General features: G+C 71.3%; 15 protein-coding genes. 9 read left to right on the top strand and 6 right to left on the bottom strand.

Going from position 1 to position 21,110, the window contains the following annotated elements; genetic code table 11:
* Positions 1 to 67: 67 nt before the first annotated feature.
* Positions 68 to 4,741, bottom strand: a complete 4,674-nt coding sequence (locus tag FHS07_RS03985; protein WP_183418573.1) for an ATP-dependent helicase — start codon at positions 4,739 to 4,741, stop codon at positions 68 to 70.
* A gap of 137 nt (positions 4,742 to 4,878) precedes the next feature.
* Here FHS07_RS03985 and FHS07_RS03980 point away from each other — a divergent pair, with 137 nt between their 5' ends.
* Positions 4,879 to 5,214, top strand: coding sequence for a hypothetical protein (locus FHS07_RS03980; protein ID WP_183418572.1), 336 nt, complete (start codon positions 4,879 to 4,881; stop codon positions 5,212 to 5,214).
* A 127-nt stretch (positions 5,215 to 5,341) separates the two neighbouring features.
* Here FHS07_RS03980 and FHS07_RS03975 read toward each other — a convergent pair whose 3' ends face one another.
* Positions 5,342 to 6,010, bottom strand: a complete 669-nt coding sequence (locus tag FHS07_RS03975; RefSeq protein ID WP_183418571.1) for an alpha/beta hydrolase — start codon at positions 6,008 to 6,010, stop codon at positions 5,342 to 5,344.
* Between the two features lie 245 nt (positions 6,011 to 6,255).
* Between FHS07_RS03975 and FHS07_RS03970 the strand changes: the two genes are divergently transcribed.
* Together FHS07_RS03970 and FHS07_RS03965 are read left to right on the top strand one after the other, a co-directional pair.
* On the top strand, positions 6,256 to 6,870 hold the full coding sequence (locus FHS07_RS03970; protein WP_183418570.1) for a DUF4916 domain-containing protein: 615 nt from the start codon (positions 6,256 to 6,258) through the stop codon (positions 6,868 to 6,870).
* 47 nt (positions 6,871 to 6,917) lie between these two features.
* Positions 6,918 to 8,846 carry a M3 family metallopeptidase gene (locus FHS07_RS03965; protein ID WP_183418569.1) on the top strand — a complete coding sequence of 643 codons (1,929 nt, stop codon included), beginning with the start codon at positions 6,918 to 6,920 and terminating at the stop codon, positions 8,844 to 8,846.
* A 51-nt stretch (positions 8,847 to 8,897) separates the two neighbouring features.
* On the opposite strand, the gene FHS07_RS03960 is transcribed toward FHS07_RS03965, so the two are convergent.
* Positions 8,898 to 9,965, bottom strand: coding sequence for a beta-eliminating lyase-related protein (locus tag FHS07_RS03960; RefSeq protein ID WP_183418568.1), 1,068 nt, complete (start codon positions 9,963 to 9,965; stop codon positions 8,898 to 8,900).
* Between the two features lie 100 nt (positions 9,966 to 10,065).
* On the opposite strand from FHS07_RS03960, the gene FHS07_RS03955 reads away from it, so the two are divergent.
* Entirely contained in the window at positions 10,066 to 13,263 is a 3,198-nt protein-coding gene (locus FHS07_RS03955; RefSeq protein WP_183418567.1) for a DEAD/DEAH box helicase, read from the top strand.
* A gap of 65 nt (positions 13,264 to 13,328) precedes the next feature.
* On the top strand, positions 13,329 to 14,852 hold the full coding sequence (locus tag FHS07_RS03950) for an MFS transporter (RefSeq protein ID WP_183418566.1): 1,524 nt from the start codon (positions 13,329 to 13,331) through the stop codon (positions 14,850 to 14,852).
* Between the two features lie 50 nt (positions 14,853 to 14,902).
* Here the strand turns inward: FHS07_RS03950 and FHS07_RS03945 are convergent, their stop codons facing one another.
* Positions 14,903 to 15,598 carry an SDR family NAD(P)-dependent oxidoreductase gene (locus tag FHS07_RS03945; protein ID WP_183418565.1) on the bottom strand — a complete coding sequence of 232 codons (696 nt, stop codon included), beginning with the start codon at positions 15,596 to 15,598 and terminating at the stop codon, positions 14,903 to 14,905.
* Between the two features lie 141 nt (positions 15,599 to 15,739).
* Positions 15,740 to 17,131 carry a DUF6421 family protein gene (locus FHS07_RS03940; RefSeq protein ID WP_246383271.1) on the bottom strand — a complete coding sequence of 464 codons (1,392 nt, stop codon included), beginning with the start codon at positions 17,129 to 17,131 and terminating at the stop codon, positions 15,740 to 15,742.
* Positions 17,132 to 17,245: 114 nt separating this feature from the next.
* On the opposite strand from FHS07_RS03940, the gene FHS07_RS03935 reads away from it, so the two are divergent.
* The 3 genes from FHS07_RS03935 (at position 17,246) to FHS07_RS03925 (ending at position 19,762) form a co-directional block, all read left to right on the top strand.
* Positions 17,246 to 17,737, top strand: coding sequence for an Lrp/AsnC family transcriptional regulator (locus FHS07_RS03935; RefSeq protein WP_183418563.1), 492 nt, complete (start codon positions 17,246 to 17,248; stop codon positions 17,735 to 17,737).
* A 68-nt stretch (positions 17,738 to 17,805) separates the two neighbouring features.
* Entirely contained in the window at positions 17,806 to 18,999 is a 1,194-nt protein-coding gene (locus FHS07_RS03930; protein ID WP_246383097.1) for a sensor histidine kinase, read from the top strand.
* A gap of 112 nt (positions 19,000 to 19,111) precedes the next feature.
* Entirely contained in the window at positions 19,112 to 19,762 is a 651-nt protein-coding gene (locus FHS07_RS03925; protein ID WP_183418561.1) for a response regulator, read from the top strand.
* A 61-nt stretch (positions 19,763 to 19,823) separates the two neighbouring features.
* On the opposite strand, the gene FHS07_RS03920 is transcribed toward FHS07_RS03925, so the two are convergent.
* Positions 19,824 to 20,339, bottom strand: coding sequence for a hypothetical protein (locus tag FHS07_RS03920; RefSeq protein WP_183418560.1), 516 nt, complete (start codon positions 20,337 to 20,339; stop codon positions 19,824 to 19,826).
* A gap of 86 nt (positions 20,340 to 20,425) precedes the next feature.
* Between FHS07_RS03920 and FHS07_RS03915 the strand changes: the two genes are divergently transcribed.
* A complete protein-coding gene (locus tag FHS07_RS03915) occupies positions 20,426 to 21,055 on the top strand; it encodes a 2-phosphosulfolactate phosphatase (RefSeq protein ID WP_183418559.1) in 630 nt (209 codons plus the stop codon).
* The last annotated feature ends 55 nt before the right edge of the window (positions 21,056 to 21,110 follow it).

Here is a 21,110-nt window from a genome sequence, read left to right as displayed (position 1 = left end):
GCGTCGGTGTTCCTGTCGCGCAGCGGCCGCGATCGACATCGGCATCCGGTTGTTCCGACATGTCGCGTCAGGCACGGGCGGCCTCCCGCAGGGTGTCACCGGCGGTGAGTTTGCGCAGCGTCAATCCCTTGGGCGACTCGACGAACCCGGCCTCGCGGAGAGCGCGGCCGACCGCGGTGCCGTAGACGAACTCTCCGTTGACCTGCTCGACGGTGAGGGTCTCGAGGCGCCGTTTCTTCGCCGTCTCGGCCAGGTGGCGCGCGGCGGCGAGCAGGGGAGCTTCGGCGTCGGTGAAGGCGAGGGCGCTGCGGCCCCCACGCTCGAGGTACAGCGTCAGCTCGCCGTCGACCAGCACGACCAGCCCGCCGGCTTTGCGGCCGGGGCGGTGCGTGACGCCCTCGATGGCGGGCCAGCCGAGGGCGGCGCCGTACGGGTTCGCGGGATCTGTCGCGGCGAGAGTGACCGTTCGGAGGGGCGGGGGATCGGCGACGGCGGCGAACTCGCGCAGGCGGTCGACGGTGGCGGAGGCGGCGAACTGGGCGGCGCCGAGCTTCTCGATGACGTAGCCGCGACGGCAATGCCCCGCCTCTTCGAAACCGGCGAGGATGCGGTACACCTGCGCGAAGCCGCCCGGCACGCCCTCGGACTGCACGGCGCCGCGGGTGACGACGCCGTACCGGTCGAGCAGCAGGCTCGCCGTTGCGGTCGCCCGGGCCGCGGCATCGTGTTCGCGCTCGGGGAGGAGCGACCACCGGCCGCCCAGGGTGGGCGGGCGGGGAGCCGACGTCGCGCGCGGCATGGTCGCACCCCGGTACATGCGGGCGCGGGGGGCACGGCGGGCCACCCGGTGCGATTGCCCGCCGCCGCTCAGAAGCGTGCGCACGGGCGCGAAGGTGTCGTTCGTGACGCGCCCCGCCCAGGTCAGCGCCCACAGGGCGTCATTGACCGACTGCTCGTTGTCGGCGCCCGCCAGCTGCTTCAGCTGCGAGGCGAAGTACGCGCCTCCCCCGGCCAGGGCCGTGAGCAACCGCGCTTCCAACGAGTCCGGAGCGGGGTCGTCGGCGTCGGAGGGGTCTTGCAGCGTGAACGGCGCGGCTTCGGCCGGGTGCAGCGCGATCCACCCGTCACGGCCGGGAAGGGTGCCGTGACCCGACCAGACGACCTCGCCCGTCGCGGTCAACTCGTCGAGGAGGGCGGGGGAGTAGTCGGCGACGCGCGAAGGCAGGATGAGCGACTCCCAGGCGCTCGCCGGGATGGGCACTCCCGCGAGCTGCTCGACCACCGCGAGCACCCCGTCGATGCCCTCGAGCGGACGACCGAGGTGCTGCCAGACCGGGAGGAAGCGCGCGTAGGCCGACGGGGGCACCGGCTCGACACTGCCGCGGATCGCCGCGAGCGAGCGCATGCGCAGGCGTCGGAGCACCTCGACGTCGCACCACTCGGTGTCGTCGCCGCGGGTGCCCCCGGATGCCTCCGGCAGGAAGAATCCGCTGGCCAGACGCCCCTGCGACTCGAGCCGTTGCAGAGTGAGGCGGGCGACGGCGATCCCGACGCCCAGGCGCTCGGCCACCGCGTCGGTCGTGAAGGGGGCATGGGTGCGGGCGTATCGCGCGACGAGGTCGCCGAGGGGGTCGGCGAAGGGTTCGAGGAAGGCGTTCGGGATGCCCACCGGCAGGGCCGCGCCGAGGGCGTCGCGAAGACGTCCGGCGTCTTCGATTCCGGCGACCCGCGGCACACCGCCGAAGGTGACGCGGATCGCACGGCGGTCGTCGACGAGGGTCGCCAGGTGCTGCTCCGCCTCGCCGAGAGCGTCGGATTCGGCGTCGAGGCGCGCGGCGACCTCGGTGGCGTTCAGCGGACCGAGGATGCGCAGCAGGTCGGCCACGCCTTCCACGCCGCGGGCGCGGCGGTCGGGGTCGAGGCGCTGGGTCTCGCGTTCGAACTGGGCGATCACCTCGGGGTCGAGCAGCTCCCGCATCTCGACCTTGCCGAGCAGTTCGCTCAGCAGCGCGGGGTCGACCGAGAGGGCCGCGGCCCGGCGCTCGGCGAGGGGGGAATCGCCCTCGTACATGAACGCACCGACGTAGCCGAAGAGCAGGTCGCGGGCGTACGGCGAAGGTTGCGACGTCGTGATCTCGACGAGGCGGATGCGGCGCTCGCCGATCTGGCGGGTCACGCGCAGCAGGGCGGGGAGGTCGTAGACGTCTTGCAGCACCTCGCGCAGCGTCTCGAGGATGATCGGGAACGCGGGGTGGCGTTTGGCGACCTCGAGCAGCTGAGCCGAGCGTTGGCGCTGCTGCCAGAGGGGTGAGCGGCGGTTGGGGTTCAGTCGCGGCAGCAGCAGTGCCCGCGCAGCGCACTCGCGGAACCGTGAGGCGAACAGTGCCGAGCCCCCCACCTCGTCGGTGACGATCTGCTCGAGCTCCTCGGGTTCGAACACGAAGAGGTCGGCCCCGGGCGGCTCGGCCGCGGCATCGGGAACCCGGGCGATGATGCCGTCGTCGCTCGCGACGGCGGCACCCTCGACGCCGAGGCGCTCGCGGATGCGCGCGTTCACCGCCAGCGCCCACGGTGCGTGCACCTGCATGCCGTAGGGCGAGTGCAGGATGATGCGCCAGTCGCCGACCTCGTCGCGGCTGCGTTCGACGGTGAGACTGCGGTCGGTGGGCAGCGTGCCGGTGGCCTCGCGCTGTTCGGCGAGGTACGACAGCAGGTTGGTGATGGCGTAGTCGTCGAGGCCCGACTCTCGCAGGCGCTCCTCGGCTTTCGCCCGTTCGGCGCCGGCGACGTCGCGCGAGAATTTGCCGAGGGCTTCGCCCAGTTCGGCGGGGCGGCCGATCCCGTCGCCGTGCCAGAAGGGCAGCTTGCCGGGCTGGCCGAAAGCGGGCAGGACGTTGACGCGGTCGTGGGTGATCTCGACGATGCGCCAGCTGGTCGTACCGAGCGTGAAGACGTCGTTGACGCGCGACTCGTAGACCATCTCCTCGTCGAGCTCGCCGACCCGTGCGTTCTGCGATTCTCCCGCCACGAACACCCCGAAGAGCCCGCGGTCGGGAATGGTGCCACCGCTGGTGACCGCGACGCGCTGTGCGCCCGGGCGCCCCGTGAGCGTTCCCGCGTCGCGGTCCCACACCAGGCGCGGTCGCAGTTCGGCGAACTCGTCGGAGGGGTATCGCCCGGCGAGCAGGTCGAGGGTCGCTTCGTATGCCGAGCGGGGGAGCGAGCGGAACGGCGCGCTGCGCTTGACCGTCTCGAACCATTCCTCGACATCGATGGAACCGAGGGCGGACGCTGCCACCGTCTGCTGCGCGAGGATGTCGAGCGGGTTCTGCGGCACCGAGATGGCCTCGATGCGCCCCGCGAGCATGCGCTCGGTGACGACGGCGGTGTGCAGTACGTCGCTGCGGTGCTTGGGGAAGAGGGCGGCCCGGCTGACCTCGCCGACCTGGTGGCCGGCGCGTCCGACGCGCTGGAGCCCGGATGCCGCGCTCGGCGGCGCCTCGACCTGGATGACGAGGTCGACCGAGCCCATGTCGATGCCGAGCTCGAGGCTGCTCGTCGCTACGACGCAGCGCAGGACGCCAGACTTCAATTCGTCTTCGACCTGGGCGCGCTGCTCTTTCGACACCGATCCGTGGTGGGCCTTGGCGAGGATCGCGGGAACGCCGGCCGAAGACCCTGCCTGTGCCATTTGCGCGGCCGGTACCGTCGGATCGGGAACGTCGATGCCCTGCCGCTCGGCGTAGATCTCGTTCAGCCGCCCGGTGAGCCGCTCGGCGAGACGGCGCGAGTTGGAGAACACGATCGTGGAGCGACGCTGGAGGATGCGGTCGACGATCGCCTCTTCGACGTGCGGCCAGACGGAGCCGGCCATCTCGGTGCTCTCCGGGCGTTCCGAGAACCATTCGCCATCGGCCGCTTCGTCGGGCGCGGGGGAGCCCGGCGGCGGGGGCGGGTTGAGCATGTCCTCGATCGGCACGACGACCGAGAGGTCGAACGCCTTCGTCGCTTTGGGTGCGACGATGTCGACGGGCTGTGCGCCGCCGAGGAAGCGCGCCACCTCGTCGATGGGCCGCACGGTCGCCGAGAGACCGATGCGCTGTGCGGGCTTGTCGAGCAGTGCATCGAGCCGCTCGAGACTCAGCGCCAGGTGGGCGCCGCGCTTGGTCGCGGCGACCGCGTGCACCTCGTCGATGATGACGGTGTGCACGCCGCGGAGGGTCTCGGCGGCCTGACTGGTCAGCATGAGGTAGAGCGACTCGGGCGTCGTGATGAGGATGTCGGGCGGGGCGGTGACGAGTTTGCGCCGGTCGCTCGAACTCGTGTCGCCGGAGCGCACGCCCACCGTCACCCCCGGTACCTCGATGCCGAGCCGTCGTGCCGATTGACCGATGCCCACCAGGGGGGAGCGGAGGTTGCGCTCGACGTCGACACCGAGCGCCTTCAAAGGCGAGATGTAGAGCACGCGCGTGTTCGTGGGAGCTGCCTTCGGCGCCGAGCGCTTCGCGCGCCGGACGGGCTCTGCATCGACGACTTCGGGCGCCTTCTCGCGGAAGATGCGGTCGATCGCGAAGAGGAACGCCGACAGCGTCTTGCCCGAGCCGGTAGGCGCGACCACGAGCGCGTTGCGTCCCGACGACACGGACTCCCACGCGCCCTTCTGCGCATTCGTGGGAGCGGCGAAGGCGCCGCGGAACCAGTCCTGCGTCGCAGGACCGAATCTCTCCAACACGTCGGCCATGCCGACATCCTCTCTCGGACCTCCGACATCGGGTCGGGGTTGACGTTCGCGGTCGCGGAACGGCTCCCCCCGGCGGTGGAGCGCGGGTCCTCCGGCGGAGGGATGCCGACGGGATCGTCCAGGTCTAGCGTCGGGGCATGAACAGCGCATCGCCTCGTCGGGCGACCGTTCCGGTCGTGCTGGTCGCCGCCGCCATCGGGCTGGGGATCGGCGCGGCCATCGGGCTCGGATCGCAAAACCTCGTGATGGGGGCCACGATCGGCGGCATCCTCGCGGTGCTCTTCGGCGGCTTCGCCGCCTTCACCGCACGGCTGCCCGCGACGGGTCGCCGGCGCGAGACCGCAGACGGGGGAGCCGTGATGTTCGGCACGGCCGGAGGCTACGGCGGCTCCGACGGCAGCTGCAGCGACAGCGGTGGAGGCAGCGGTGGAGGCAGCGACGGCGGTGGAGGCGGGGGCGACGGCGGCTGCTGACGTCACCGCGCGCACTCGCGCAGTCGTTCCTCGTCGACTTTCAGGCGCAGGTCGAGGTCGAGCCGCGCGAGGGACGGGGACTGCTCGTCCGCCGAGGCTCCGTTCGCCCGCACTCCGGACGCGGTTCTCAGTCGGCGGTCGGCGCGTTCTTCTCTGCCAGCCGCGCGTCGAGGAACGCCCGGACGTCATCGAGCTCGTCCTGCGAGATGGAGTGCGTCAGCCCGGGGTACACCCGCCCGCTCAGTTCGCTGTGCGCCGGCAGCCATTGCGCCGTCAGGTCGACGAGCGCCTGCGGGATGACGTCGTCGGCGGCGCCGCGCCCCCAGAAGACCGGGGGGCGCCGCTCGGCCAGGACGGCGTCGCCCGGCAGCTCGCCGCCCGCGACGTAGCCGGCGAGGACGACCGCGAACGACACCGCGTCGGGCGCCACGCGCAGGGTCTGCAGCGCCACCGCACCGCCCTGCGAGAACCCCAACAGGCCCACGGGCGCGTCTCCCACGGCATCCTGGATCCAGGCGAGCACCCCGCGTGCCGCAAGGGTCACGGCCGCGGGATCCCGGCCGTCGAGTCCCTCGATCGGGTACCACGAGGCGCCCGGCATGGGCCAGGGCGGCGCCAGCGGAGCGCGGACGCTCGCCACGACGAAGGCATCGGGAAGGTACGGCACGAGGCCGAAGAGGTCGTGCTCGTCGGAGCCGTAGCCGTGCAGGAGCACCAGCACGGGCCTGTCGCCGCGCTCGTCGAGGGGCACCGACCAGCGCACGACGGCGGGATCGAGGGAGTGATGCGCGCTCATGCGGCCATTGTGGCAAAACCCTCCGACATCGCCGCCAGGCGCGGCGCGGGTGGAGCCGCCCCGGGCGGACGGGAGGAGATTCCGGGAACGGAGGACGCTTCGCCGGGTACCCTGCCCTCCGCCGCCCGAATCTCCTCCGCCCACGGCGACGGCGAAGCCCGCGGGCGCCGAGACACGCTCCGGTGAACGGGTCTTCCCGCGCGGGACACGCGGCATCCGGCACCGGCGGTTGATATACAGGGGGTATGCCCGTGCGAACCCCCGACCCCGAACCCGGTGACAACGGCGACGAGCGCGAACCGCTCGGCGCCTCCTTCTCGGGCGCGTCCGGTACCCCCAACCCCAACCCGGGCTGGCTCAGCGAGGTCGAGTTGGCTGAGGCGCGACGCCGCCTGCCGATGATCTACGTCGAGGCGCTGCCCGTGCGCACCGACGGTATGGGGGCGGTGACGCAGGTCGGCATCCTGCTGCGCGCGACGCCGCTGGGCGAGATGACCCGCACCCTCGTGTCGGGCCGCGTGCGCTACGGCGAGACCGTGCGCGACGCCCTCTTCCGTCACCTCGAGAACGATCTCGGGCCCATGGCCTTCCCGCTCCTGCCGCCGTCCCCGACGCCGCTCACCGTCGCCGAGTACTTCCCGCTCCCCGGGATGACCGCGTTCCACGACGATCGTCAGCACGCCGTCTCGCTCGTCTACGTGGTGCCGGTCACGGGCACCTGCGAGCCCCGCCAGGACGCACTCGAGGTCACCTGGCTGTCGCCGCAGGAAGCGGCATCCGACGCCCTCTCCGACGAGATGGAGGGCGGTCGCGGAACGCTCATCCGCCTCGCCCTCGCCTCGGTGGGTGCCCTGCGCTGACCCGGAGGGCCATTGCCGGTGTCGGTGGCCCTGCCTAGGGTCGGAGGATGCCGGAATCCCCGCTCGAACCCCTCACCCTGCCGACCGACCCTGACGCGTGGCTCGCCTTCGCCGACGAGCGGCCGCGCGAACGACTCGACCGGGTCGCCGCGATCGATGCGCGGCTCATCGCCGAGACCGGTCTGACCCTCCGCGAGCGCCTCGCGCTGTGGAACGAGGCCGACATCGCGCTCGCCGAGGCGGCCGCGCCCTCGCACCTGATCAGCGAGTCGCACCCCGATGCCGCTGTGCGCGACGCGGCTGAGAAGCAGGCGCAGGCCGTCGACGCGGCGCAGTCCCGCCGCCTGCTCGACCGTGACCTGTGGGGCGTCTTCGCCGATGCCGATGCCGATACCGCGGGTCTCGAGCCCGACGAGCAGCGCTTGCTGGACCACGTGCGCCGCGACTTCCGCCGCGGCGGCGTCGACCTCTCCGACGCCGACCGGGATCGTGTGCGCGAGCTCACCGAGCGCGACACCGAGCTGTCGCTGACGTTCTCCCGCAACATCCGCGAGGGGCGCCGTCAGATCCGCGTGCCCGCCTCGTCACTCGAGGGTCTCCCGGCCGACTTCATCGACGAGCACCCCGTCGATGAAGAGGGCATGGTCACCCTCACCACCGAGTACACCGATCTCATGCCCGTCCGCGAGTACGCGCACGATCGGGCGGTGCGCCACGCCCTCGTCGGCGCCTACAACGACCTCGCATGGCCCGAGAATGAGCCCGTCCTCACCGAACTGCTCGCGGGGCGGGCCGAGCGCGCGACGCTGCTGGGCTACGGCGACTGGGCCGACTACGAGACCGAGACGCGCATGATCGGTTCGAGCGCCGCGGTGGCGACGTTCCTCGACCGCGTGGCCGAAGCCGCGGCTCCCGCCGCCGCGGCCGAGTACGAGCGGGTCCTCGAACGCCTCCGCCGTGACGCGTCCGACGCCGATGCGGTCACCATCGCCGACTTCTGGTACCTGCTGGGTGCGCTCAAGCGCGAGGAGTACGACGTCGACGCGCAGGTCGTTCGCTCGTACTTCCGCTTCGACCGCGTGCTCGACGGCGTCCTCGCGACCACCGGACGCCTGCTCGACGTGCAGTACGTGCCCGTCGACGCGCCGTCATGGCACGACGACGTGCGCACCTACGACGTCGTCCGAGCGGGGGAACGCCTGGGCCGCATCCACCTCGACCTCCACCCCCGCGAGGGCAAGTACAACCACGCGGCCTGCTTCGGTCTCGCGCCCGGCATCAGCGGGCGCACGCTCCCCGAGTCGGTGCTGCTGTGCAACTTCTCGCGCGGCCTGCTCGAGCACGACGAAGTGGTGACCTTCTTCCACGAGTTCGGGCACCTGGTGCACGACATCCTCGGCGGGCACCAGAAGTGGGGACGGTGGACGGGCGTCGCGACAGAGTGGGACTTCGTCGAAGCGCCGAGTCAGTTGCTCGAGGAATGGGCGTGGGATGCCGAGGCGCTGGCATCCTTCGCCGTGAACGACGAAGGGCAGCCCATCCCGGCCGATCTCGTCGATCGCATGCGCACCGCCGACGCTTTCGGTCGCGGTCTCGAGGTGACCCGCCAACTCGGTCACGCGACGACGTCGTACCGCCTGCACGTCGACCGTCCCGCCGATCTGCAGACCGCGGTCGACGGGTACTACCGGGCGGCGAGCCCCGTCACTCCCCTGGACGGCTCCCACTCGTACGCCGGCTTCGGACACCTGACCGGCTACGGCGCGTGCTACTACACGTACCAGTGGAGCCTCGTGATCGCTCGAGATCTGCTCTCGGCCTTCGGCGACGACCTCTTTGACCCCGCGACGGCGACGCGCTACCGCCGGGAGATCCTCGAGCCCGGTGGCACGCGAGATGCGCGCGACCTCGTGCGGACGTTCCTGGGCCGCGACAGCACGTTCGACGCCTATCGCGACTGGCTCGCGGGAGAGTGAGACGGTGGGCCGCGGCATCCTGAATCGGATGCCGCAGCCCCCCGGGCGCGCTCAGGCGGTGGTCTCGCGCGCGATCGCCGCGATGAAGGCGTCGATGTCGTCTTCGGTGGTGTCGAACGAGCACATCCACCGCACCTCGCGGCGAAGCTCGTCCCAGTCGTAGAAGCGGAAGCTCTGGCGGAGGCGGTCGGCGACACCGACAGGCAGGGTCGCGAAGACACCGTTCGCCTGCGTCGGCTGCGTGAACTCCACGCCCCGGATCGAACCGTCGGCGAGCCCCGCCTCGACACCGGCGCGCAGGCGCTGCGCCATGGCGTTGGAGTGTCGCGCGTTGCGCAGCCACAGGCCGTCCTCGAGGAGCGCGACCAGCTGCGCCGAGACGAAGCGCATCTTGCTCGAGAGCTGCATGTCGAGCTTGCGGAGGTAGGTCAGCCCGGTGGACGCTTCAGGATCGAGCACGACGATGGCCTCGCCGATCATCGCGCCGTTCTTCGTTCCGCCGAAGCTCAGCACGTCGACGCCGGCGTCGCGGGTGAAGGCCCGCAGCGGCTCGTTTAGCGCGGCGGCGGCGTTGGAGATGCGGGCGCCGTCCATGTGCAGGCGCATGCCGTGGCCGTGCGCGTGCGCGGCGAGCTCGCGGATCTCGTCGACCGTGTACAGGGTGCCGAGCTCGGTCGACTGCGTGATCGACACGACCAGCGGCTGCGCGCGGTGCTCGTCGCCCCAGCCCCAGGCTTCGCGGTCGACGAGCTCGGGGGTGAGCTTGCCGTCGTCGGTGGGGACGGTCAGCAGCTTGATGCCGCCCACGCGCTCGGGGGCTCCGCCCTCGTCGACGTTGATGTGGGCGGTGGATGCCGAGATCACAGCTCCCCACCGGGGAAGCATCGACTGCAGTCCGACCACGTTGGCGCCCGTGCCGTTGAAGACCGGGTAGGCCTCGACGCCGTCGCCGAGCAGGTCCGTGAAGAGCTCCAGCAGGCGAGCGGTGTAGACATCTTCGCCGTACGCGACCTGGTGGCCCTCGTTCGCTGCGGTGATCGCAGCGAGGACGTCGGGGTGGATTCCGGAATAGTTGTCGGACGCGAAGCCGCGTACGGACGTGTCGTGGAGGGATGTCACCCCTCCAGCGTAACTTTTCCCGGCTCCTCCCCAAGGGGCTTCTCTCCACCGTGGCACCCGTGGGCACCGGGGTGTCGGTGACCCCGACGACAATGGGGGGATGCGGTTGGATCCCGAAGCGCTCAGCATCGCCGGCGAGATGTTCTCGTCGTCGGCGATGATGCGCGCCGATCGCCTCCTCGTCTACGGGTCGGTCGAGGTGGGCGATGCCCGCTCCGTCGGCGGTGTTCTCGTCGTGTCGGCGCAGTGCTTCGGCGCGGCGGGCTACGAGAACCTCGAACTCCGGGTTCCCGCCGACTTCTCCCGACTGTCGGGATGGTGCTCGTGCGGGCGCGGTCCCGAGTGCGAGCACTCCTGCGCGGCCGCTCTCGTGCTCTTCGACCGCATGATCTCCGCCGGCCGTCCGCCCCGCCCCGAATGGCAGCGGTCGCTCGACGAGCTGTTCTCGGCGGCACCGGTCGTCGACGACGAACCGGCCTTCGAGCTCTGCCTGTTCCTCGCGATCCGCCGGGGCGGAGGGCACGGCCGCAGCACCGCCCTCACCGTCACTGCCCGACCCGGGGTCCGCGGCACCCGCGGCACGTGGATCAAGGGCCGCGCCGGGTGGTCGGCTCTCGCGGCCCTGCCGGCCGATCCGCGGGCGCGCGCCGCGCTCGACAGCCTCGGGCGGCTGGGGCGATCGGGCTCCGGCGCGTACCTCTCCGACGAATGGATGCCGCTGTCCGCCGTCCCTCCGCACTCGCTGTGGTTGCAGCTCGAGGCCGTCGTCGCCGCCGGCGTTCCCCTCGTGTCGGCGGCGGGTGCGCATCACCCGGTGCGGGTCGTCGACGAGGCGGCGACGGTCGCCGTCGCCCTGGACCGCAGGGGCTCGACCCTGCACGTGCGCGGCGTCGTCCAGGGCATAGACGACGAGACCGCGGGCCTCCCCTCCTGGGTGGTGGGCGACCCGGTGGTCGCGGTGGCCTTCGTCGCCGACCGTGACGGAGAGGGCGAGCACATCACCCTCGCGCGCCTGTCGACGCCCGCGGCGGGGCCCGTGCGCGGTCTGCTCGCACGATCCGGCGCGCTCACCATCGACCAGGGCGGTTCCGACATGTTCCTGCGGGAGTACCTCCCGCGACTACAGCTCGACGCGCCCGTGGTCTCGCCCAAGGGCACGGTGGAGGTGCCGGTCGCGCCTCTCCCCGTGCTCGAGGTCGTGGTGGAGCACCGCGACGAGTCGACGACGCTTGCCACGAGCTGGGATCGCTCGCCCACTCGTGGTCGCCGTCACGACGAACACGAGCGGGCCGTCTGGGCTGCCGTCGCACGCCTCGCCGACGATCTGCGAATCGAGATCCCGGGGCCGTTCGACACGGGGAGGGCGCCGGCGCGTGCTCTGGCCCCCGCTGCCGCGGCGGTCTTCGTGGTCGAGGGGGTCCCGCGTCTTCGAGCGATGGCAGACGTCCGGGTGCAGCTGACCGGTGAGGAGTTGCCCTATCGGGCGGCGCCGGAGGCCCCGGTGGTGCAGCTGAGCACCGGCGACGACGATGGCAGCGACTGGTTCGACCTGAACGCGCGGGTGAGCGTCGGCGACATCGAGGTCGACTTCACCGCCCTGTACACCGCTTTGGCGCTCGGCGACCGGGTGCTGTTCCTCGGCGACGGGGAGTACGTGCGCCTCGACACGGCGGAGTTCGACCGGCTTCGCGCCGTGATCGACGAGGCCCGGACCCTCGCCGATCGGCCCGGGAACGAATTGAAGCTCAACCGCTACAACGTGGGCCTGTGGGACGACCTGACCGAACTCGGCTTGCTCGCGGCCCACGAGGCGGAATGGTGGCTGCGGGTACGAGGTCTCACCGACGAGGCCTCCCTCGCACCCGTCGCGCCGCCGGTGGGCCTTCGGGCGACCCTGCGCGATTATCAGCGCACCGGTCTCGACTGGCTGCACTTCCTCCGGGTTCAGGGCCTCGGCGGCATCCTCGCCGACGACATGGGACTCGGCAAGACCGTGCAGACCATCGCCATGATGGAGGTGGCCCGCGCCGCTGATCCCGACATGGCGCCCTTCCTCATCGTCGCGCCGACCAGCGTCGTCGGCAACTGGGCGCGCGAGTGCGCTGCCTTCGCCCCCGATCTCGACGTGAGGGTGATCTCGGCCACACGGGCGCGGCGGGCGACGAGCGTCGCCGAAGTGGTCGCGGGCGCGCACGTCGTGGTCACCAGTTACGCGCTCTTCCGGCTCGAGCAAGAACAATACGGCGACGTGGAGTGGTCGGGACTCGTGCTCGACGAGGCCCAGCAGATCAAGAACCCGTCCTCCCGGGGCTACCGAGCCGCCCGCGCTCTGGCGGTGCCGTTCACACTCGTCATCACCGGCACGCCCATGGAGAACAACCTGCTCGAGCTGTGGGCCCTGGTCTCGCTCGTGGCGCCGGGCCTGCTCGGCACCCGTGAGTCGTTCACCACCCTGTACCGCACGCCCATCGAGAGGCACTCCGACGCGGCGCGGCTCGACCTCCTGCGGCGGCGCATCCGTCCGTTCCTGCTCCGGCGCACCAAAGACCTCGTGGCCTCCGAGCTACCGCCGAAGCAGGAGACGATCGTCGAGGTCACCCTGCATCCCGCGCACCGCAAGCTCTACGACCGCCGCTTCCATCGCGAGCGTCAGCGCCTGCTCGGTCTGCTCGACGACTATGCCGAGGGCAATCGCTTCGCGATCTTCCGCTCGCTCACGATGCTGCGTCAGCTCGCCCTCGACCCTGCGCTCGTCGACGAGGGCGAGGCGCCGTCGGCGAAGCTCGACGCTCTCGAGGAGTTGCTGGTGGAAGCCGCGGCCGAGGGGCACCGCGTGCTCGTGCTCAGTCAATTCACCCGTTTCCTGCGCGCGGCCCGCCAGCGGTGCACCGATGCGGGTGTCTCGTCGGGCTACCTGGACGGCGCCACCACGCACCGTCAGGCCGAGATCGACCGGTTCCGCGACGGCGACGACCCCGCCTTCTTCGTTTCGCTCAAGGCGGGCGGCGTGGGCCTCAACCTCGTCGAGGCCGACTACGTGGTGCTGCTCGATCCCTGGTGGAATCCCGCGGTCGAAGACCAGGCGATCGACCGGGCGCACCGCATCGGCCAGACGCGTCCGGTGATCGTCTATCGACTCGTCTCCTCCGACACCGTGGAGCAGAAGGTCGTCGCGTTGCGCGAGGCCAAGGCCGACCTCTTCTCGCGCGTCCTCGACGGGGGTGCCGACGGCGGCGGCGCGACGTTCGCGGGCGGTCCGCGTCTCACCGCCGACGACATCCGCAGCCTGCTCGACTGACGCCAGCGGGGAGCGTAGGAGGCTCGGTCTGGCCGATGTCGGAGGTCGGGTCTAGCGTGACTGCCATGTCCGATGCACAGCCCTCGCCCGTCGATGGGGCGTCCGCCGCGCCGGCGGAAGGAAATCGCACCTTTCTCGCCGTGCTCATCAACACGGCCGCGGCCAACGTCACCACGAGTTTCCTGTGGTTCGCCCTGACCTTCTGGGTCTACCTCGAGACGCGCTCGGTGCTGGCGACCGGCATCGTCGGGGGCGCGTACATGCTGCTGCTCGCCGTCTTCGCGATGGTGTTCGGCTCGATCGTCGACCGCCACCGCAAGCACCGCGTCATGGTGTTCTCCGGGCTCGTCACTCTGACGGCCTTCCTCGTGGCGGGCGCTCTGTGGTTGGCCTTCCCCGAAGCGGCACTGCTCGATCTGGGCGGGCCGTGGTTCTGGCTGTTCTCCGGCATCATCCTCGCCGGTGCCGTCGTCGAGAACATGCGCAACATCGCCCTGTCGACCACCGTCACCCTCCTGGTACCGGTGGAACGACACGCGAACGCGAACGGTCTCGTCGGCACGGTGCAGGGGCTCGCTTTCGTCGTCACGAGCGTGTTCAGCGGATTGTCCGTCGGGTTCCTCGGCATGGGGTGGACCCTTGCGATCGCCATCGGCCTGACGCTCGTGGCTCTGATGCACCTGCTGACCATCCGCATTCCCGAGGAGCGACCGGCGGCCGGCGGCGAGCCCGGCCCGATGGTGGACATCCGCGGTGCCGTCCGCGCCGTCCGCGCGGCACCCGGGCTTTTCGCCCTCATCATCTTCTCGACGTTCAACAACCTCATCGGCGGCGTCTACATGGCCCTGATGGATCCCTATGGCCTCGAGCTGTTCCGCATCGAGATCGGCGGTCGGGTCTACGACGCCGAGGTGTGGGGCATCGTGCTCGCGGTCAGCGCGACCGGCTTCATCATCGGTGGTGGCCTGGTCGCGAAGTTCGGGCTCGGCCGCAACCCGATCCGCACCATGCTGTGGATCGTCATCGCCATGGGGGTGCTGGGGGCGGTGTTCACGCTCCGCGATTGGTGGTGGCTGTATGGGATCGGCATCTGGGTCTACATGGCGCTCATCCCACCGGTGGAAGCCGCCGAGCAGACCGTGATCCAGAAGGTCGTGCCTTTCACCACGCAGGGGCGGGTGTTCGGGTTCGCCGCCGCCTTCGAATCGGCCGCGGCGCCGGTGACGTCGTTCCTCATCGCCCCGATCGCCGAGTTCGCGATCATCCCCTACATGGAGGGCTCGGAAGGGCGCGCGACGTGGGGCTGGCTGCTCGGCGACGGTCAGTCGCGCGGGATCGCGCTCGTCTTCGTCTTCGCGGGCCTGGTGATGGTGATCGCCGCCTCGCTCGCCTTCGTCACCCGGTCGTATCGCATCCTGTCGCAGCAGTATCGGACGGCAGAGGTCAACGCCGACGTCGCCGAGCACCTGACCGACCACGTCGACGACGGAGCAGACGACGCGTCGCCGCCCGTCGAGATGCCCGAGGCCGCCTCCCGGGGGATGCGCGGGTCAGCGCCCACTCCCGTGTCCGAAGAGCCGCGCGACTAGGCGCTGATCGCACCGACGTCGAGTGCCACCCGGCTCACCCGCGCCACTGCTCAGACGGGCGCGGCGATGTCGATCGTGACGTCGTTCCACGCCTCGGCGTCGTCATCCCAGAGCGCGACGAAAGAGGCCGCCAGCGCGTCCTCGAGTCCGTCAAGACTCTTCACGCGGAAGACGACGGCCGCCGCGGCCGGATCGTGCCCCGCGTCGCGCGCGTGCTTGCCGTACCCCTGCGCGACCGCGCGCACCCAGGCCTCGGACGCCGCCTTCACCGCCGCGTAGTTCGCGCCGCCGGCGATGGGCCGGGCGACCGCGCTCGATGAGACGATCGCGAGGCGTCCGGCATCCGAGGCGCGGATGTCGTCGTCGAAGGCGCGACTGACGTGTCGCAGCGCGGTCAGCGACCGCAGCAGGAAGGCGAAGTCGTCGTCGCTCTGGCCGGCGAGACCGCCGCCGCCCCGCCACCCGCCGACGAGGTGGAGGATGCCGTCGACGGGGCCGTACGCGGCGTGCACGCGATCGCGGAGTGCGTCCACGGCATGCGCGTCGGTCAGATCGCAGCGCTCGACGGCGACGCCGGGGACCTCCGTCGAGACCGCGGCCAGTCGATCATCGTCGCTGCCGACGACGAGCACCTGTGCTCCGGCGTCCGAGAGGGCACTCGCGCACGCCCGTCCCGCGGCGCTCGTTCCGCCCGCGAGCAGCACCCGACGCCCGCGCACTCCCTCGTCCACGGCTTCCGCGTTCATCATCGTCGCCCCTTCTTCAGTGTGTGCCCCCGCGTGGCCGACGTCGAGCCCCCTCCCGCGGGAACAAGCGCCGAGGGGCCGCCGTGCGTCAGTCGGCGCTGCTCCCCTCCCGGAGGGACGAGCGCCCGGGGCCGCCGCGCGTCAGTCGGTGCCGCGGATGCCCTCGGTCGACGCGATCACGGGCCGCATCTTCTTCTCGAGCGCCTCGAAGAACATCGACAGCGGGAACTCGTCGTCGAGGACCGCGTCGGTGTAGCCCTTGGGTAGCCCCGCGAGCACGTCGTCCGCAAGACCGCGCGCCCACATCGACGCCGGGTGGGGCGTCACGACCGAGCGGACGAGGTCATACGCGGCGAGCCAGTGCGCCGTCTTGGGGCGGTCGATCGAGCGCCAGTACAGCTCGTCGATCGCGTCGGCCAGGGCGACGACCGCGGCCGGCACCTCGTCCCAGTCGAAGGCGAGCGAGGTGTCGGTCCAGTGCAGCACCCGGCGCTGGTGCAACCACGCGAAGAGCAGCTGACCGCCGAGACCGTCGTAGTTGCGCACGCGCGAGCCGGTGAGGGCGAAGCGGAAGATTCGGTCGAAGATCACCGCGTACTGCACGAGCTCGGCATGTTCGAGCATGGCCCGCTCGGCCGCATCCAGGTCGTCGCGGGCCGAGAGGCGGGCCTGCAGCGCCACGCTCTCGCGGAAGGCGGTGAGGTCGCAGCGCAGTTCTTCGAGCGAGTACAGGAAGAACGGCATCCGCTGCTTGATCATGAACGGGTCGAAGGGCAGGTCTCCGCGCATGTGGGTGCGGTCGTGGATGAGGTCCCACATGACGAAGGTGCGTTCGGCGAGGTCCTGGTCCTCGAGCAGGCGGGCGGCGGCGTCCGGCAGCTCGAGCTTGGTGATCTGGGATGCCGCGCGCGTGACGCGTCGGTATCGAGCCGCCTCGCGGTCCTGGAAGATGGCGCCCCAGGTGAACGAGGGCACCTCTCGCATGGCGACCGTCTCGGGGAAGAGCACGGCCGAATTGGTGTCGTAGCCCGAGGTGAAGTCGATCAGGCGCAGCGAGACGAAGAGTTTGTTGGTGTACTCCGTTTCGAGCCGCGCGATGAACTCCGGCCAGATCGCCTCGACGAGGATCGCCTCGACGTGTCGATCGTTCGAGCCGTTCTGCGTGTACATGGGGAACACGACGAGGTGACGGATGCCGTCGACCCGGTGCTCCTGCGGCTGGAACGCCACGAGGGAGTCGAGGAAGTCCGGAGCGCCGAACCCCTCCGCGCGCCAGCGGCGGAAGTCGGCGACCGAGGCGGTGAGGTACGCGGCGTCGTGGGGGAAAAGGGGGGCGAGGGCGTCGAGAGAGGCGATGACGTCGTCGATCAGGGGCCCGGCCGCGGCGGTGTCGTCGATCGACCCGTCCTTGGCCTGCAGGGACTGCAGGGCGGTCGCGGCGCTCTTCATCTGCGTCCAGGCGGGGGTCTGCTCGACCGTGTCGACGCCGTGACCGGCGAGCAGATCGTCGGCGGCACGGGTGGGCGTGGTCATGGTCATGGCGTCCTCCGTTCGAGGCGGTAAATTTTCCTGCTGAACGTGGATACTAACGGAAAACCTACGGTACTCGCCATTGTCGCTTCTCCGGCCCCTGCTACTGTCGACCCCATGACCGAGGCTCCCGCGCCCCGCGCCCCGCGTCTCGAAGACGCCGTCGATGCCGCGATCGTGCGAGAGATCTCGCTCGACGCCCGCGCCACGCTCTCGCACCTGTCCGATCGCGTGGGCCTGTCGGTCTCCGCCGTGCAGTCGCGTCTGCGCCGGCTCGAGGCGCGGGGCATCGTGAAGGGGTACCGCCCCATCCTCGACGCCGAGGCCCTCGGCCGGCCGCTCGCCGCCTTCGTCGAGATCACCCCGCTCGATCCCGCCCAGCCCGACAACGCCCCCGAACTGCTCGCCCACCTCAGTGCCATCGAGGCGTGCCACTCCATCGCGGGCGAGGCCGCATACATGCTGTTCGTGCGCGTGCCCACCCCGCGCGACCTCGAATCCCTCATCCGCGACATCCGCGCCGCCGCCCAGGTGAACACGCGCACCACGGTCGTGCTGCAGACATTCTTCGAAGCCCGTCCGGTCGAGCCAGCCGATTTCCCGGCCTGACTCGCGCCCGGTCGGGATACATCCGGAGACGGATGCCGAAGCATCCACCCCCGCGTAACGTGGCGACGATGCTCACCCTGCGCCCGCTCCAGCGATACCAGCTGATCACTGACCTCGGCCTCGCCGCGGTGTTCGGTCTGCTCGTCTTCGCGGTCGAGCTCACCTCGCCTCCGTGGCGAGTCGACCTGGGGCCGGCCACTTCGGCCCTGGCGGACTCGGTGGGGGCGTCGCTCACGGCTGCCGCCTTCACGGCGGCCGTGGCGATGCGGCGGCTCCACCCCGGTGTCGCCCTTTCGCTCGCCTGGGTCGGGGCCCTCGTGCAGATGGCTTTCTCGCGGTCTCCGTCGCCGGCCGACCTCGCCGTCTTCGCGACGCTGTACACGACCGGCGCCTACGGGTCGCGGCGCGTCTTCTGGGCGGGATTCGCCTCGGCGATCGCGGGCGCCGTGATCGTCCCGATCTACCTCATGCGCGGCGGCGTGTCGGCGCCGCTGGGCGCGGAGGAGTGGTTCGCGGTCATCGCGATCATGCTCGCCGCGGGGTTCGCCCTTCTGCTCTCGTGGGTGTCCGGCGCCCTCGTGCGCACGGCGATGCGTGCGGCGGCGAACAGTCGGGCCCAGCGGGCGGCCGAGGCCGAGACGATCGCGGAACAGCAGCGGGTGCAGATCGCACGCGACATGCACGACGTCGTCGCGCACTCGCTCGCCGTCGTGATCGCGCAGGCCGACGGAGCGCGGTACGCGGCGGCGTCCGACCCCGGGGCGACCGTCGAGGCCCTGACGACGATCTCGTCGACCGCGCGCTCCGCCCTCGGCGACGTGCGGCTGCTGCTGTCGCAGCTCCGCCACAGCCAGGGCGACGGGCCGCAACCGACCCTCGCCGACACCGAGGTCCTCTTCGAGCGGATGCGGGCGGCGGGCATCGATCTGCAGGTCGAGGTCGACCCCGAGCCCTCGGGCCTCCCGCCCGCCGCGGTCCAGCTCGCCGTCTATCGCATCCTGCAGGAGGCCCTCACCAATGCCCTGCGTCACGGCGTCGATCCGCGCGTGCGCGTCCACCTCGCCTGGTGGCCCGACCGTGTCGTCCTCTCCGTGCGCAATGCTCGTCCGACCTCCGCGCCCGCGGGCTCTCCGCCACCCGCCGGGCACGGCCTCATCGGCATGCGCGAGCGCGCTCAGCTCGTCGGCGGGCACCTCACTGCCGGACCGGAGTACGGCGAGTTCGCCGTCCGCGCGACCCTGCCGATCGGGGCGACGGCGTGACGACCTCGCCCGCACCTCTCGCCGCGACACCGGGGAGCACCGTGGCCGTCGCATCCCCTCCACCGCCTCGAGTCGCTCCGTTCCGCTCCCGCCCTCGAAAGGACGTGTCGTCATGACCTCTCCCGTCCGCATCGTCCTCGTCGACGATCAGGCGCTCTTCCGCGCCGGCATCAGGATGGTCCTGAACTCGCAGCCCGACCTCGAGGTGGTGGGCGAGGCCTCCGACGGACGGGAGGGTGTCGATGTCGTGCGCGCGACCCGGCCCGATCTCGTCTTGATGGACGTGCGGATGCCGGTCATGGACGGCCTCGCCGCGACCGCGGAGATCCTGCGCGAACCCGACGCGCCGCGCGTGGTCGTGCTCACCACGTTCGACCTCGACGAGGCGGCCGCGCGGGCGATCCAGGGCGGGGCGAGCGGTTTCCTGCTGAAGGACTCCGAGCCGGAGTTCCTCCTCTCCGCGGTGCGGACGGTGCACGCGGGATCGGCGGTCATCGCGGCGTCCGCGACACGCGAGCTGTTCGCGCACATCGCCGAGGGCGGGTCGACGGAGCCCGTTCCCCCGTCTTACGGCGGGCTGACCGACCGAGAGCGCGAGATCTTCGCGCACGCCGCAGCGGGTCTGAGCAACGCCGAGATCGCCGAGCGGGAATTCCTGTCCGAAGCCACCGTGAAGACCCACATCAGCCGCATCCTCACCAAGCTCGCGCTGCGCGACCGCGTGCAGCTGGTCGTGTTCGCCTACCGGCACGGACTCGCCTGACCGTCTACCGCAGGTGACGGAACGGCCGTCGTCCGGCCTCGCGCCCCCGCGGTCGCGTGCGTCACGCCGCGTCGTCGGAACCCGACTCGTCCTCGAGGTCGTACGCCCAGGTGGGCGCGAGCGCCCGGATGCGCGTCGCGCGCCATTGCCAGGTCGCCCACAGTGCCGGCCACAGGGCGGGGGCGGCGGCGCCGCCGATGGTGAGACGCTCACGCCACAGCGTGCGTGTCGGATCCCCCGGGGCGGCCGACACGGCCATCTGGTGATCCCACACGTCGAGGACCGACAGCGGTCCCGTCAGCGGTACGCCCCAGTCGCGGAACACGCGGACGCTCCCGTTCTCGTCGGTCGTCTCGCGGTCGGCGACCGAGATGAGCTGGCGGCCGACGGGGACGATGCCCGCGACGCTCATCTGCACCGGCACGTCGTCGCCCGAGGCGAACGAGGTCGGCATGGTGCCCAGGGCGTCGACCTCGAGGAGGGGGCCGTACAGTTCGGCCACGGCACGGGGCGAGTGCAGAGCGCGCCAAGCGGCATCCGGATCGCAGTCGACGACGAACTTCAGCAGGATGCGCATGACACCGATCCTCGCCGATCGGCGCCCCCGCCGTGCAGACCTTGACGTGATCCCGGCCAGGGGTGCACCGGTCTTAGGCTCGAGGGATGCCGAACACCCCCGCCCACGCGCAGTCCGACTACCAGGTGCGTCTGGAATGGGGTGCAGCGGGAATGGCACGTCTCGCCCCCGCGGACGTCGTGGTGATCGTGCAGACGCTCGGGCTGTCGGCCCGCGCCCTGAACGCGTGCGAGCAGGGCGGCACGCTCGATCTCGCAACCGACGACGATGCCGCCGCGTCACTCGCCCGTGCGGCGGAGGCGGGTGGCGCCCACGTGATCGTCGGGGGTCTCAGAAACGCCGCCGCCGTCGCCGCGCACGTGATGGAGGTGCAGCGCGCGCGAGGCGTTCGCACGAGCATCTCGATCATCGCGGCGGGCTACGTCGACGACGGCGACGCCGCCGGTGTCCGCTTCGCGGTGGACGATCTGCTGGGCGCGGGGGCCGTCGTCGCGGCGCTCGGCGATCTCGGCATCGACCACGCCTCTCCCGATGCGGCCGTCGCCGGCGAGGGGTTCCGTGCACTCGGGGGAGCCGTGCGGCACTTGCTCACCGCGAGCGGCACCGGCCGGGCGCTCGCGGCCGAGGGGCGGCGCGACGCGGTTCTCGCCGGGGCGACGCGCGACGCGGCGTCCGTCGTGCCGGTGCTCCGCGCCGGTGTGATGTCTGCGGCCTGAGCGTCGTGGCATCCGTCGTTCCGGTGTTCCGTGGTGCCCGGCCCGGGCTCGCGGA

The organism is Microbacterium proteolyticum (assembly GCF_014192415.1).
GTDB classification, from domain to species: domain Bacteria; phylum Actinomycetota; class Actinomycetes; order Actinomycetales; family Microbacteriaceae; genus Microbacterium; species Microbacterium proteolyticum.
This window is presented reverse-complemented; position numbering and strand designations above follow the sequence as displayed.

Bases quoted from the DNA above. Each gene is read 5' to 3' on its own strand.
- FHS07_RS03985 (WP_183418573.1), bottom strand. From the start codon at position 4,741: ATGGCCGACGTGTTGGAGAGATTCGGTCCTGCGACGCAGGACTGGTTC.
- FHS07_RS03980 (WP_183418572.1), top strand. From the start codon at position 4,879: ATGAACAGCGCATCGCCTCGTCGGGCGACCGTTCCGGTCGTGCTGGTC.
- FHS07_RS03975 (WP_183418571.1), bottom strand. From the start codon at position 6,010: ATGAGCGCGCATCACTCCCTCGATCCCGCCGTCGTGCGCTGGTCGGTG.
- FHS07_RS03970 (WP_183418570.1), top strand. From the start codon at position 6,256: ATGCCCGTGCGAACCCCCGACCCCGAACCCGGTGACAACGGCGACGAG.
- FHS07_RS03965 (WP_183418569.1), top strand. From the start codon at position 6,918: ATGCCGGAATCCCCGCTCGAACCCCTCACCCTGCCGACCGACCCTGAC.
- FHS07_RS03955 (WP_183418567.1), top strand. From the start codon at position 10,066: ATGCGGTTGGATCCCGAAGCGCTCAGCATCGCCGGCGAGATGTTCTCG.
- FHS07_RS03950 (WP_183418566.1), top strand. From the start codon at position 13,329: ATGTCCGATGCACAGCCCTCGCCCGTCGATGGGGCGTCCGCCGCGCCG.
- FHS07_RS03945 (WP_183418565.1), bottom strand. From the start codon at position 15,598: ATGAACGCGGAAGCCGTGGACGAGGGAGTGCGCGGGCGTCGGGTGCTG.
- FHS07_RS03940 (WP_246383271.1), bottom strand. From the start codon at position 17,131: ATGACCACGCCCACCCGTGCCGCCGACGATCTGCTCGCCGGTCACGGC.
- FHS07_RS03935 (WP_183418563.1), top strand. From the start codon at position 17,246: ATGACCGAGGCTCCCGCGCCCCGCGCCCCGCGTCTCGAAGACGCCGTC.
- FHS07_RS03930 (WP_246383097.1), top strand. From the start codon at position 17,806: ATGCTCACCCTGCGCCCGCTCCAGCGATACCAGCTGATCACTGACCTC.
- FHS07_RS03925 (WP_183418561.1), top strand. From the start codon at position 19,112: ATGACCTCTCCCGTCCGCATCGTCCTCGTCGACGATCAGGCGCTCTTC.
- FHS07_RS03920 (WP_183418560.1), bottom strand. From the start codon at position 20,339: ATGCGCATCCTGCTGAAGTTCGTCGTCGACTGCGATCCGGATGCCGCT.
- FHS07_RS03915 (WP_183418559.1), top strand. From the start codon at position 20,426: ATGCCGAACACCCCCGCCCACGCGCAGTCCGACTACCAGGTGCGTCTG.